Here is a 14445-nt window from a genome sequence, read left to right as displayed (position 1 = left end):
ATTTATATTGGTAATAAAAAAGTGAGAAATAAAACTTAAGATAGTTTTGTTTCTCACTTTTTATTTTTTTTAGATATTTTCGCATTGAAGTAAGGAAAAATTATTTCTTCAGCCAGTTATTTTCAAACTTACAATTTTTATATTCTCCATTTACTGAAATGTAAGTCTTTTCGATATGTTCTTTCATCCACTTGTTGATAGCTTTTAGCTGTTTTTCTTTGAGGGCTAAATCTTGTATTTTTACGTAATCCTTTACAAAATCGGCTTGGTGTTCATCAATACGATTTGTAATTTGGTAAATCTTATAAGTCTTTTTGCCAGTTCTGTCTTCATCAAGGAAAGGGACTGACACCTCGTTATCTTTTAGGTCTGAAATACGTGCGTAAAGGGTAGGCTCTATACGGGTAAGTTCAAAACGAGTAGAAAGATCTTCAGGGTTGATAAGCTGACCGCCATCGTTACGAGTTTCTTTTTCATCAGAGAAATTACGTGCAGCCTCATCAAAAGTAAGTTCTTTGTTAATGATGCGTTCACGAATTTTGGCTATTTTTTCTTTAGCTTCGTTGAGAGCTTCCTCAGGGATATCAGGCATTAATAAAATGTGGCGTACACTCACTTCTTTACCACGAATCTTGTCCATTTGGATAATATGCCAACCGAAACTTGACTCAAAAGGTTTAGATATTTCTCCTTCTTGCAAGGAGAAAGCTACATCTTTGAAAGCTTTATCGAAAGCAGAATTACGGTTGAAAGTAAGTACTTGTCCGCCAGTAGCACGGTCTTGAGAGTAGAGAATGGCTTTGGTAGAAAAACTCATACCATTTTCTTCTACATCCTTTTTAATATCATTGAGTTGATCTATTACTTTTTGTACTGAACTTTTTGGAGCTACAGGGTTTACCACAATTTGTGCTATTTCTAATTCAGTACCAAAATGCGGACGCTCATCGGCTGGTATAGCATTGAAGAAGGTGCGTATTTCTTCAGGAGTTACTTCTACATCTTTTATAATTTGTTGTTTCATACGCTGAGCGAGCATACTCACCTTTAAAAGGTTGAAAAGTTCGTCGCGCATAGATTGTTCATCATCTTTTTTGTAGAACTGTAATAGTTTTTTGATGTCACCACCTAATTGAGCAGTTAAAAACTCAATACGTTGGTTCACTTGGTCGCGTACTTCGCTATCGGTGAGCTTCACACTATCTTGCACTGCTTGGTGAGCATAGAGTTTATCCTCCATCAGTTTGCCTAACATCTGGCAACGGTTGATTTCACGGGTATCTACGTCTTGTTGTTGCAAATCAATATACGCTTTGTCGATATCCGATTCTAAAATTAGATAATCACCTACTACAGCTGCCACGCCATCTACCTTTTTACGCTCGTTGTTTTGGGCAAAAAATGGAGTGGAAAACAACAACATTACAAGAACCGACCAAATTTTTGTTTTATTCATAAACTTTGTTATTAACTTTAAACGTTCTATTATCATATCAAAAGATGTGCCTAATTGCACTAACTAATTTGCAAAAGTAGTATTTATATTGGAAAAATGAAACATTCTACGTTATTTTATTTTAAAACTACCGATGAGCCACCCTATTGCAGGGAAGTAAAAAGGAGCAGTGAATAACCACAAATACTCATAAAAATTGCTAAAAATAGGGTAGTTTCCAATAACTGAAAATCCCTTATAGGTGATTAATCCTTCGGTGGTGATAAAACAAAAGAGAAATAGATAAATAAGCCAACGGTTTACTTTATAAACATCTTCTAAAAACAGCAGGAGACCTATGGTTACAATCCCCAGAAAATTGAAGTGCAAATAACTAATTAACAGGTCGATGTTTTTAAATAAATAGGGAGTAAGCATAGGGAAAGCACCAGTGAACATCATTGCTACTTTGGCAATAAAAAAACAAATAAAAACTGTTGCTAAAAAGTTCTTTGGTTGAGTTTTTAGGTATAGGCACAATATCATTATTACAGAGGTAAGCCAAATAAGTACAGAAATACCTCCAACGATATAGTAGATAGGATAACTGAAATAGCCTACCCACGAGATAAAAAGCGACCCTATAATTCCCACTTGAAATAGAATAAATATGCGCTTGATAAGTTGAGGGTATTGTATATCCCAACCATATTTTTTCACAAAGAGTCCCATTAGGCTACTAAGCATCCATCCATTGTATTGAAAGTGCAAAAAGAAGGCAATGGAACACATATACATTTCAGAAAATTTACCAAACTTTACGATAGTTACAGGCATAAACCATATTCCTAAACTTGATAAAATAAGATAAAAGATACCCATCTTTACAAAAGGGGAGGTTGCATATTTTATAAAGAATCTCGCAAAGAAGTAGGTACAAATGATAAATACTGATGAAAAACTGATAGAAATAGCTCCATATCCTTGAAAAGGGAAGCTACAGAGCATACCTAATACTGAAAATTGGGTGATGTAGAATAGCCAACGGTAGCGTTTGTGCAGTTGATTGTTGAAAGGGATAAAAGTTCGCGCTAAGATAGCCGAAAGTAGTACGTATACAAAGCCTAAAAGAGCTAAATGAGAATGGGTATGCACAATATTCCGATAATTGAATACAAAAGGATAGTCGGCTACTTGTACTGAGCGCATAAAGATACCCAAGCACACAACTATGGCAAAATAAGCAAATGCCCATCGTATATCGGTTTGTATGTTTAATTTAGTATTCAAAAGTACCGTATTCGCTTTTTATAGTTAGACATTTTTTATCAGAAGCTTCTACATATCCTATTACTTGAGCAGGTACGCCAAAAGATTCTGATATAGCTATCAAATCCTCGGCAATAGCTTCAGGTACATAGAGTTCCATACGATGACCGCAGTTAAATACTTGGTACATTTCCTTCCAATCGGTTTTAGATTCTTCTTGAATAAGTCGAAAGAGAGGAGGAACGGGGAAGAGATTGTTTTTAACAATATGCAAGTTATCTATAAAATGCAATATTTTAGTTTGTGCTCCTCCACTACAATGTACCATTCCATATATTTGAGTATTGTCATATTTTTTTAATATCTTTTTGATAATAGGAGCATAGGTGCGGGTAGGGGAGAGGACAAGTTTCCCCGCGTTTATAGGAGAGCCTACAATACTATCAGTGAGGTGTTTAGTTCCTGTATACACGAGTTCTTCAGGAACTGAGAGATCAAAACTTTCAGGGAATTGATTAGCTAACGATTTGTTGAAAACATCGTGTCGAGCTGAGGTAAGTCCGTTGCTACCCATACCACCATTGTATTCGGTTTCGTAGGTAGCTTGCCCATAAGAAGCCAATCCTACAATTACATTACCCGCTTTGATATTGGCATTATCAATCACTTTACTACGTTCCATACGTGCTGTAACAGTAGAATCGACAATGATAGTGCGTACTAAATCACCTACATCGGCAGTTTCACCTCCTGTAGAGTGAATATGTACCCCAAAGTTAGCTAATTCATTGATAAGTTCTTCAGTACCATTGATGATTGCTGAAATAACTTCTGCAGGAATGAGGTTCTTGTTACGCCCTATAGTAGATGAAAGCATAATGTTATCGACTGCTCCTACACACAATAAATCATCTATATTCATTATGAGGGCATCTTGAGCAATGCCTTTCCAAACACTTAAATCGCCCGTAGTTTTCCAATACATATAAGCCAAAGCCGACTTAGTACCTGCACCATCAGCGTGCATTACAAGGCAATATTGGTCATCACCCGTAAGATAATCGGGGACTATTTTACAAAAGGCTTTGGGGAATAATCCTTTATTGATATTTTTGATAGCTTTATGCACTTCGTCTTTTGCAGCCGAAACTCCGCGTTGTGCATAGCGTTTACTTACTTCCATTATAGTTTAATTTTGAGAGGCAAAAGTAAGAATAATTTGTCAATTGGCAAATTAATTAATTATCCTTATCTTTGCCAAAAAAAGAAATGAATGACATATATGCATTAGTAGGTAAGAATATAGATTATTCTTTTTCAAGAAATTATTTTACCGAAAAATTTAAACGCGAAGATGTAAAAAACAGTCAGTATGTGAATTTTGATATTCAAAATATTGATGAACTGACAGATTTATTGCGTGCTACACCTAATTTAAGAGGAATGAATGTAACTATTCCTTATAAGCGTGATATTATGAAGTTCCTAATAGCGGTAGAACCTACTGCTTATGATATAGGAGCTGTAAATACCATACAAGTAACGCCTAAAGGACTTATAGGCTACAATACTGATTGTTATGGCTTTCGAGAATCATTACGTCCGCTTTTACAACCCCATCACACTTTTGCTCTTATATTGGGTACAGGAGGGGCTTCAAGTGCTGTAGCGTACGCTCTTAAGCAATTAGGAATTAGTACTCAATTTGTATCTCGTACTCCTAAAGAAGGTCAGTTAGCTTATGATGAACTTACCCCTGAACTTTTTCAAAAGTATACTTTGATTGTAAATTGTACTCCCTTAGGGACTTTTCCAAATATTACGGATTGTCCTCCAATTCCTTATGAATATCTCACATCACAGCACTTGCTCTATGATCTCATCTATAATCCTGCAGAAACTACTTTTTTACAAAAAGGGAAACAGCGAGGGGCTACCATTTGTAATGGTTTGCAGATGTTAGTATTACAAGCTGAAAAATCGTGGAAAATTTGGCAAAAAATAGTGAGCTAACAAATTAATGTTGCTCACTTATTACTTTAGTAATACGCACAAAATCGTGCCAAGGCAATTGTTCAGGGCGTTTATCAAATATAGAGTCTTGTTTTAAATTCTCATCTATAAGCAGTGATTTTAGACTGTTGCGAAGGGTTTTTCGCCTTTGATTGAATGCTGTTTTTACTACCGTAAAGAACAAACTTTCATCACAATCTAAATGAAAGTTAGTTTTGCGCACTAATCGTATCACTCCGCTTTTTACTTTTGGAGGAGGATTAAAAACTCCTTCTGAAACAGTGAATAAGTAGCTAGCATCGTAGAAGGCTTGTACTAAAACTGATAATATACCATACGTTTTGCTACCTTCTTGTTCGCATATACGTTCGGCAACCTCTTTCTGAAACATTCCGCTAAACTCAGGAACGTATTCTCGCAGTTTAAGTAGTTTAAAAACGATTTGAGTAGAGATATTATAAGGAAAATTACCTATAATAGCAAATGGTTCGGCTAAATAACCCGCTACATCATATTTCAAAAAGTCATCGGCAATTATTTTTCCTCTTAATGCAGGATAATTTGCCTCCAAATAAGCTACCGATTCCTTATCAATTTCCACTATGTGCACATCAACGTCCTTTTTGAGCAAAAATTGAGTAAGTACGCCCATTCCGGCTCCTATTTCTACTACTTTTTTATAGTTTTTTAGCGATAATGTATCAGCTATTTTCTGTGCAATGTTTAAATCTTTTAAGAAATGTTGCCCTAAATGCTTTTTTGCTTTTACTAATTCCATAAATTTAATTTCTTACTTTCCGGAGTAACAAAATAGCTAAGGTAAGGAAAATAAGGTTAGGCAATAGGACAGCCATCAATGGGGATAAGCCCCCTGAGGTTTGAGCAAGGGTTCCAAACACACGGTCGAAGAATACAAAGCTAAACCCTACGACTACTCCCACCATTAGGTTGATTCCCATTCCTCCGCGCTTTTTCACCGATGAAACAGCCACGCCGATAAGCGTAAGAATAAAGGCAGTACTTATTGCACCCCAACGACGGTATTTTACCAATAGATACATATTTAAATTGGGCGAACCTTTCATCTTTTCGCGTTCAATGAACTTGTTTAGTTCAAACAAGTTCTTATTTTCCGCTGTATATTCCATCGGCATTAGGTCATCAGGCTTGAAATTGAATATCGTGTCTAACTGGTCGCGTTTCACTATTACATCGTCGCCCTCCCCTATCTTTCTTTTGGAGTAATTGGTAAGCCGATAGGTTTTCGTACTGTCTATCCACTGAATCGTTTCGGCATTTATCTTTTCCGTCATCTTAATACCATCAAAATGTTCTACTGAAAAGTTATACCCGCGTTTGTCTTGGTAGTTAAACGAGCTTACATAAAGGTAATCGTTGTCAGAAAACTGATTGTAAAGGTCTGAAACGCTTTCCACCTTCGAAGAACGTATATACTTATTCCAAAAATCATTATACACAGTGCTGGCAGCGGGTACAATAAACATTCCCATAAAAAACACTATCACCGAAATGATACTCGCACCCACGATATACGGACGCAAGAAGCGCATATACGATACACCTGAGCTCTGGATAGCGATTATCTCGGTATTATTGGCTAACTTTGATGTAAACCAGATGATAGAGAGGAATAGCAAGATGGGAAACAATATATTGGCAAAATAAACGATAAAACTGAGGTAATACCACAGTATTTCGTTCATCGGGGCGCCTTTTTGTATCATCTTATCTACTTTTTCAGATAAATCTACGATAATTCCGATAGGAATAAAGAGAATTATCATCATAAAGAAGGTAAGAAGATAGCGTTTTAAAATGTACCAGTCGAGTATTTTCATTTTTTTGTTTTTTAAACCTCCCCCTATCCCCCTCCAAAGGGGGAATTAGCGACGCAAAAGCGTTTTTATCAGAAGTATATTAATTAATTTAATTTGTTTAAAGACGATTTGACATATCAGTAACCATTTTTGTCTTCCACGTAAGGAAAGTACCCGCTACAATTTGTCGGCGAGCTTCCCTCACAAGCCATAAATAGAAACCAAGATTGTGAATTGAAGCGATTTGTTTTCCCAAAAACTCGTTAGCAGCGAATAAATGACGTAAATAGGCTTTCGTGTAATAGGTATCTACGTATGTATGCCCATCAGGGTCTATGGGCGAGAAATCATCTTCCCATTTTTTGTTTTTAATATTGATAATTCCTTTTGCAGTAAAGAGCATTCCGTTGCGAGCATTGCGCGTGGGCATTACACAATCCATCATATCCACTCCCAAAGCAATATTTTCCAATATATTAACGGGTGTACCCACTCCCATAAGGTATCGGGGCTTGTTTTTGGGGAGAATATCGCATACAAGTTCGGTTATTTCATACATTTGTTCTACGGGTTCGCCTACTGATAGCCCCCCGATAGCGTTTCCGTCGGCATTTTTGCTTGCAATATATTCGGCAGACTGTGTACGAAGGTCTTTATAGACTGACCCTTGTACTATCGGGAATAAACTTTGATGATAACCATATTTAGGAGGTACTTTTTCGAGGTGAGCAATGCATCTATCGAGCCACCTATGTGTGAGATGCATTGAACGTTTTGCATAACCGTATTCACAAGGGTAAGGCGTGCATTCATCAAAAGCCATCATAATATCAGCACCTATACTGCGCTCTATTTCCATTACTTTTTCGGGTGAAAAGACGTGAAAAGAGCCATCGATATGGCTTTTAAACTTTACACCTTCTTCTTTTATCTTTCGGTTGGCAGCTAATGAATATACTTGATAACCACCGCTATCGGTAAGTATGTTTCTATCCCAGTTAATAAACTTATGTAAGCCTCCTGCTTTTTCCAAAATGGGTGTTTGAGGTCGTAAATAGAGGTGATAGGTGTTCCCCAAGATGATATCGGCATTAATATCGTCTTTCAGTTCGCGTTGGTGCACTCCTTTCACGCTCCCCACCGTTCCCACAGGCATAAAAATGGGGGTTTCAATCACGCCGTGGCTGGTAGTAATCTTCCCAGCACGTGCTTTAGTATGTTCGTCTGTTTTTAGTATTTCAAAATCCATAGTTGAAACATTTTCGGGCGCAAAGGTAGGGAAGAATTAGCAAATTAGCAAATTAGGAAAGTTAGCAAATAGGCTAATATCTCTTTCAGAATAACTGAGTAAGGGCGTAAATAACCAAACCGACTAATCCGCCTACCAAAGTGCCATTGATACGGATAAATTGGAGGTCTTTACCTACTTCCAATTCAAGTTTTTCGCTCAATTCGCGTCCCTCCCAGTTTTCCACCGTATGACTGATGAGTTTCCCCACTTCCTCTTTGTTTTTTAGCACAAACTGATAGGCAGTTTTCTGTACCCAAGCGTCTATTTGGTGTTGCAGCTCGGTATTTTGGCGGAGTTCATCGGTGAGGCGCTCCGTAGCGGTACGCAGTAGCTTTGCAAGATGTTGTTCCCACTCAGGAGTATTAAGTTTTTCGGCAAATTCATACAATTGTGCTGTAATTTCAGCCCTGATAGGGTGCGTTTCATCTTCCGATGCTTTTAAAGCTAATAAGTAAAGCCCATTGGCAACTTTTTTAGCAACTTTGTTTTTTACAAATGAAGGAGTAAGAGAAGAAAACTGTTCTTTGATTTCTTGATGTATGAGTTCTTCATTTTCAAAGAGATATGTGGCTATTTTCTCAAAAAATTGTTGGAGAAATTCTTGGTGTTTATTCCCATCTAAAAAGGAAATCAGTGCTTCACTTACTTTTTTATTGAGAGGAATGTCCTTTACAAAAGATTTAATCTTAGTTAGTGTACTTTCTTTTGAAAGTTGCTCTATTATAAAGGTAGAGACTTTAATATTGCTAATGTAAGGACGTATTTGTTTAGGTTTCAAAAAGTTCTCTACTACAAAATCACCTAAGTTTTCACCTATATCATTTTTTCGTTCCTCAATGAGGTTAGTATGAGGGATGTTTAATCCTAATGGTTTGTGAAAGAGTGCTGTTACTGCAAACCAATCGGCAAGCGCTCCTACCATAGCGGCTTCGGAAAAAGCCTTTATATAACCTATAAAAGTGAGTTCGGGATCTTTTTTATGCCATACCACCATTACCATATAAATGATGAGCATCAAAACAAAGAGCCCCGTAGCTATATTCTTGTGGTGTTGTAGTTTTCTTTTTTTATTCTCCATTTATTCTATTACTTGTTATCTGATAAAAAAGGCTGCTCAATAGATGAACAGCCTTTTTTGATTTTTTATTTGTTATAAACGCTTTCTTTTTTGAAGTGTTTAGCTAACAAATAATACACAACTGCACGGTACTTATTTCTGTTAGATTTTCCATACTTTTCAAGTACAGCATCAATAGCTTTGTCTAACTCAGGACCATCTTTCAAGCCTAATTTTTTGATTAGGAAATTTTGTTTTACACGGTCTAACTCAGTTTGGTCAGATCCTGATACTTTAGAAGCATCGTTGTTGTAGATAGAAGGGCCTAAGCCTACCGTTACTTTTGTTAAGAACTCTACATCTGGGTTCTTTTCACCACATTTTTCTTTCAAATCTTGGGTGTACACAGCGATTAAATCATCACGTTTACTCATAATTTTTTATATTTAAAATTATTAATGCGGTAAAGGTAGTTATTTTTTCAATACCTCAAAATATTTTAACAAAACTTTATCATTTATTTTTCGTGGTGTATGTACTTCTAAGAGCTTAGGCACATCCGATTTTTCATAAAAATCACTTATTTTTCGTTGTAAATCAGTGATATTGGCAGCTAACTGATAATTGATGTTGTACATTTCACAAAAATGCTCGGCTGTGAGTTTGTGAGGTGTCTCAAAGAAATATTCAAAGTTAGGATCAGTTTTATCACCAGGGAGTATCCTAAAGATACCTCCCCCTTGATTGTTGAGAAGAATTATTCTGAAGTCTTGTGGAATATACTTGTTCCAAAGTGCATTGCTATCGTAGAAAAAACTTAAATCACCTGTAATGAATACTGTGGGGGATGCACTCCCTACAGCAGCCCCAATAGCTGTGCTCATACTACCATCAATACCGCTGGTACCACGGTTGCAAAACACTTTCCAAGAGGAGTGCGCTTTCATCAATTGAGCATATCTGATAGCTGAACTATTGCTTATTTGCACAATATAATCATTAGGGATGCTCTTAAATACTTCAGAATACACTTTTAAATCGGAGAAAGGGATTTGATTGATATACTCTAAATGAGTTTGTTGTATCTCGTTTTTCACCTTTAACCACTGTTGTTGATAGTTAGAAGATACACTCATTAATTTAGGGGTAACCTCTTTCAGAAAAGTATTGATATCTGCTTTAAAATGAGCAGTTAAACAGAAATATGAATTATAATCTTTGTGTAAATCTACATTATAGTGATAGGCAGGTTGATAAGAACGCAAGAACTGTTTTATCTTTTTGGAAACTACCAGACCACCAAAAGTAAGTAACAGATCAGGGTGTAAGGATTCTTTTAGAGTAGGGTCTTTTTCGGTATAAGTGAGCAATTTATCGATATAAGGAATAAAATGCGAATGGTGCAAGTTTGATGTAGTTTCAGTAAGTACTACTACAGAGGGGTCTTTGGCAAGCCATTCAACATATTGAGATTCTACACTATTGGGTGTTAATACCCCTACTAATACCATTTTTTTAGCCGAAGTGTTCCAATGTTTCACGAAATTAATAGCTTTATCCTCATTAATAATAGGATTTTTGATTTCTGCAACGATGTTCTCAAAAGGATATTGTTCTTCGGTAGTGAGGTATAAGGGTTCTTCAAAAGGCACATTGATATGCACTGGTAATTGCTCCTCTATAGCTGTATTCAATGCTCTGTTTAGTTCATAAAAATTGCTTTTATCACTATGTGTTTCATCTGATAGATTGGCATTGTAGGCACTGTGGTTTGTTAGTACATTCACCTGACGTATGGTTTGTCCGTCACCTATATCTATTTTGCTTGATGGGCGGTCGGCAGAGATAACTACCAAAGGGATATTACTGTAAAAAGCCTCTGAAAAAGCAGGGTAGTAATTGAGTAAAGCAGAGCCTGAAGTACATACAACTGCCACAGGCTCACGCCGTTGTTGAGCAATGCCTAAGGCAAAGAAAGCGGCACAACGCTCATCAACAATACTATAACAGCTAAAATAAGGATCGTTAGCAAAGCCTATAGTTAGAGGTGCATTGCGCGATCCTGGAGAGATGACGATGTGCTTTATTTGTTTAACTTTACAGGCTTCTATTACGTGTTGAGCTAATTTAATTTGAGGTCTTTTCATCTATTCAGTGAGCTTGTTTTTATGCTGATAATACTCATATAAGGCTACTTGAGAGCGCAAGGCAGGGGTGGTGTGAGGGCGATAAGTATTGTCTTGCGTTTTGTTGATGATACGCGCTTTTACATTATCAGCCCAACTTATTTCGAAGGTATCTATCAACTCTTGCTGTATTGATTTATCGTAAATAGGGCAACCTACTTCTACTCTGAAAGAAATGTTGCGCGTCATCCAGTCGGCTGAGGAGATGTATACTTTAGGGGTACCTCCATTGCCAAATATAAACAAACGTGGGTGTTCTAAGAACTTATCGACGATACTAATTACCTCAATATTCTCGCTCATTCCTTCAATACCAGGTACTAAGCAACAAATGCCGCGTACAATCATTTGTATTTTTACTCCTGCACGGCTGGCTTCGTATAGTTTATCAATCATCTTGTAGCTGGTGATGTTGTTCATCTTTAGCTTGATATACGCCTCTTTCCCTGCTTTAGCATTCTTGATTTCCTCATCTATCAGATGTTTAAGTTGCTTTTTGGTATAATGAGGAGAGACTATTAGATGCTTGAATTTTTGCACATTATAGTTGGTATCAAAGAAGTTGAAGACTTTGTTTACCTCTTTGAGAATTTCTTGATTTGCAGTAAACAATGTATAATCAGTATAGATTTTAGCTGTACTTTCGTTGAAGTTACCTGTACTGATAAAACCATAACGTTTCAGTTCTTTACCTTCTTTACGTTCAATTACGCATATTTTACTATGCACTTTGAGTCCGCGTACGCCAAAAATGAGTTTTACACCTTCTGCTTTTAGTTGTTCAGCATATCGTATATTTGATTCCTCATCAAAGCGTGCTTGTAACTCTATCTGTACAGTTACTTGTTTGCCGTTTTTCACCGCATTGATGAGTGAATTGACAACTTGTGAGTTTTTTGCCAAACGATAAATGGTTATTTTTACCGACTTCACTTTGGGGTCAAGGGCAGCTTCTCTCAAAAACCATATAATGTTAGAAAAAGTATGGTAAGGTGTGTATTGTAAATAGTCCTTTTCGGCAATTTTCTTTAGTAAACTCTCTTCAGAGGTAAGTCCTTGTACGGGTAGAGGTTGTATAGGAGCATAGGTCAAATCCTTACGGCCTAAGCTGGGAAAGCTCATAAAGTCGCGACGGTTGTGGTAACGCCCTCCAGGTATTACACTATCAGTTTTTGCAATCCCCATCTTCTCGAATAAGAATTGTAAGGTGTCCTTATCAATCATCTTGTCGTATACAAAACGCACTGGTTCCCCTTTGCGCCGGTCTTCCACACTGGTAGAGATTTTTTCGATGAAACTTTTGCTCAAATCATCGTCGATGTCTAATTCGGCATCACGGGTGATTTTAATCATATTTGCTGTAAGCGATTCGTAATTGAAGATGTTGAATATTTTGTGCAAACAGAAACGAATTACATCATCCAGCATAATGATATAGTGTTTGTCACCTATCTGAGGTAGTTCTATAAAGCGGTCGAGAGTAGTAGGTAACTCAATCAGTGCATATTGTATTTTTTCTTTGTAGACACGTGATGAAAAGAACTTTTCTACACCTGAAGCTTTCTCGTCCTCTTCCTTTAGTGTCATTTTTACTGCCAAATACGCCACATCATCTTTCAGTTGAGGAAACATCTCCAAATCGTTGAGGATAATAGTAAAGAGGGCAGGACGCACTTTGTCGTAGAAATACGTATTTACAAAGGCTTCGTGCTCAGGCAATAAGGTCTTTTCATCTACTATAAAAATTTGCTCTTTCTCTAATTCTTTGGTGATAGAGTCAATGATTTTCAAACTTTCATCTTGCAAAAGAATTACCTCTTTAGTAATTTCTTCTAAAAGCTCTTTAGCGTGTACTCCTAATTCTTTGTCGGAAGTTTCGTTCATAGCAACACGTTTCACTGTAGCGTAACGCACTTTGAAGAACTCATCTAAGTTGTTAGAAAAAATACCCGCAAAGCGCAAGCGCTCTAATAGAGGCACGCGTTCATCGGCAGCCTCTTGGAGTACGCGAGCATTGAATCTGAGCCAACTCAATTCGCGGTTGATATATTGATTTTCTGTTTTCATTTTATTTCATTTTAAGCCATTTCCACAGTTCTTTATAAGTAGGTTTTTTGCCGTACATCAAGATACCAATACGGTATATTTTGGCTGCCAATTTTATAATTCCGAAGAAAGAAAGATACAGAATAACAAGGGAAATTGCTACTTCCCACCACGCTACTCCAAATGGTATGCGCATTAGCATTACTATAGGTGAAGTGAGAGGAATGTACGAAAATACTACCGAAATGGTGCCGTGGGGCTCTTCGATTACAGAAAACATTCCTACATAGAAGCCTAACATTAAAGGGACTAATATAGGCATCATAAACTGCTGAGTGTCGGTTTCGTTATCAACCATTGCGCCAATCATTGCATAAAGCGAACTATATAGCAAGTAGCCTCCTATGAAGAACAAGAGGAAGACTACGAAGGTTTCGGCAAAAGGGAAATGATATAAAGAATTTACTATATTGTTGATATCCGATAAGTTACCTGCTCCTTGTACTGCTTGTGTAGAAGTGTTTATATCAAAAAAAGAAGGAGCTAATGCTAACAATATCCCCCCTATAGCAACCCATATTACAAATTGAGTGATGCCCGCTAACGAAGTACCTAAAATCTTTCCTAACATCAATTCAAAAGGTTTGACAGATGAAATGATAATTTCTATAATTCGATTGGTTTTTTCCTCTATTACGCTGCGCATAATCATATTGCCATAGATGATGATAAACATAAAAATTAGATAACCAGCAATTCCTCCAATGCTTATTTTCATCACGCTATCAAATTCGGAGCTCTTTTCCCCTGTGAAATTCTGTAACTCGATATCAATATGAGCTTTAGCTGCGTCTATTTCCTTTTTATCAATTCCTTTTTGAGTGAGATTATGTTGGAAAAGAGTGCGCTCCATTGCAGCTGTCATCTCATTAGTAAGTGATAAGGAGGGTGATTCTTCACTATAAAAAGCAATATTTTGGTCACCTTTAGCGGGAATGTATAACAATCCATATTGACCTTTTTCTAATACATTAGCTTTGGCATCTTTGAGTGAAATATTATTGAGGTATTGAAACTGAGTTGTCTCGGTATTCTCAAAAGTATTGGCATAGAGTCCGCTTTCATCTACAATCACAATATCCTTAGCCTTGCTCTTTCGGTTCATATCACTTAAAAAGCCAATGATAAAAGCAAATAAAACGAATATAAGTGGACTTACGAACGTCATTATCACAAATGACCTATTACGTATTTTATTTAAGTATTCTCTTTGAATAATAATTCCTAAATGTTTCATAATATGAGCCTCA

At 36.7% G+C, this 14445-nt stretch carries 12 protein-coding genes; 1 reads left to right on the top strand and 11 read right to left on the bottom strand.

The genetic code is table 11. From position 1 onward, the window contains the following. Positions 1-100: 100 nt before the first annotated feature. The 3 genes from I7X29_RS03425 to I7X29_RS03415 all read right to left on the bottom strand — a co-directional run bounded on the left by I7X29_RS03425 (position 101) and on the right by I7X29_RS03415 (position 3887). A complete protein-coding gene (locus tag I7X29_RS03425; protein ID WP_034555793.1) occupies positions 101-1456 on the bottom strand; it encodes a peptidylprolyl isomerase in 1356 nt (451 codons plus the stop codon). A 111-nt stretch (positions 1457-1567) separates the two neighbouring features. Continuing rightward, positions 1568-2656, bottom strand: coding sequence for a hypothetical protein (locus tag I7X29_RS03420; protein WP_225883658.1), 1089 nt, complete (start codon positions 2654-2656; stop codon positions 1568-1570). Between the two features lie 58 nt (positions 2657-2714). After that, positions 2715-3887 (bottom strand): AIR synthase related protein, encoded by a 1173-nt coding sequence (locus I7X29_RS03415; RefSeq protein WP_198472828.1) that lies wholly within the window; start codon positions 3885-3887, stop codon positions 2715-2717. 86 nt (positions 3888-3973) lie between these two features. Here I7X29_RS03415 and I7X29_RS03410 point away from each other — a divergent pair, with 86 nt between their 5' ends. After that, positions 3974-4717: a shikimate dehydrogenase family protein gene (locus I7X29_RS03410; protein ID WP_198472827.1), complete on the top strand. Its 744-nt coding sequence runs from the start codon at positions 3974-3976 to the stop codon at positions 4715-4717. A 4-nt stretch (positions 4718-4721) separates the two neighbouring features. Here I7X29_RS03410 and rsmA read toward each other — a convergent pair whose 3' ends face one another. From rsmA to I7X29_RS03370, 8 genes are all read right to left on the bottom strand, one after another. Continuing rightward, positions 4722-5495: a 16S rRNA (adenine(1518)-N(6)/adenine(1519)-N(6))-dimethyltransferase RsmA gene (gene rsmA / locus I7X29_RS03405; RefSeq protein WP_198472826.1), complete on the bottom strand. Its 774-nt coding sequence runs from the start codon at positions 5493-5495 to the stop codon at positions 4722-4724. 4 nt (positions 5496-5499) lie between these two features. Next, the gene (locus I7X29_RS03400) at positions 5500-6576 is read right to left on the bottom strand and encodes an LptF/LptG family permease (protein WP_048747472.1); all 1077 of its coding nucleotides are present in this window, start codon (positions 6574-6576) and stop codon (positions 5500-5502) included. Positions 6577-6673: 97 nt separating this feature from the next. Then, a complete protein-coding gene (gene tgt / locus I7X29_RS03395; protein WP_016479530.1) occupies positions 6674-7804 on the bottom strand; it encodes a tRNA guanosine(34) transglycosylase Tgt in 1131 nt (376 codons plus the stop codon). Between the two features lie 85 nt (positions 7805-7889). After that, positions 7890-8924: a DUF445 domain-containing protein gene (locus tag I7X29_RS03390; RefSeq protein ID WP_198472825.1), complete on the bottom strand. Its 1035-nt coding sequence runs from the start codon at positions 8922-8924 to the stop codon at positions 7890-7892. A gap of 65 nt (positions 8925-8989) precedes the next feature. After that, positions 8990-9337, bottom strand: coding sequence for a DUF2853 family protein (locus I7X29_RS03385; RefSeq protein WP_198472824.1), 348 nt, complete (start codon positions 9335-9337; stop codon positions 8990-8992). A gap of 39 nt (positions 9338-9376) precedes the next feature. Continuing rightward, positions 9377-11050: a 2-succinyl-5-enolpyruvyl-6-hydroxy-3-cyclohexene-1-carboxylic-acid synthase gene (gene menD, locus I7X29_RS03380; RefSeq protein ID WP_198472823.1), complete on the bottom strand. Its 1674-nt coding sequence runs from the start codon at positions 11048-11050 to the stop codon at positions 9377-9379. Continuing rightward, positions 11051-13156 (bottom strand): polyphosphate kinase 1, encoded by a 2106-nt coding sequence (gene ppk1 / locus I7X29_RS03375; RefSeq protein ID WP_198472822.1) that lies wholly within the window; start codon positions 13154-13156, stop codon positions 11051-11053. A gap of 1 nt (position 13157) precedes the next feature. Further along, complete coding sequence (locus I7X29_RS03370; RefSeq protein WP_198466076.1) at positions 13158-14432, bottom strand: ABC transporter permease; 1275 nt, start codon at positions 14430-14432, stop codon at positions 13158-13160. Positions 14433-14445 lie beyond the last annotated feature (13 nt).

The organism is Capnocytophaga periodontitidis (assembly GCF_016126015.1).
GTDB lineage: Bacteria > Bacteroidota > Bacteroidia > Flavobacteriales > Flavobacteriaceae > Capnocytophaga > Capnocytophaga periodontitidis.
This window is presented reverse-complemented; position numbering and strand designations above follow the sequence as displayed.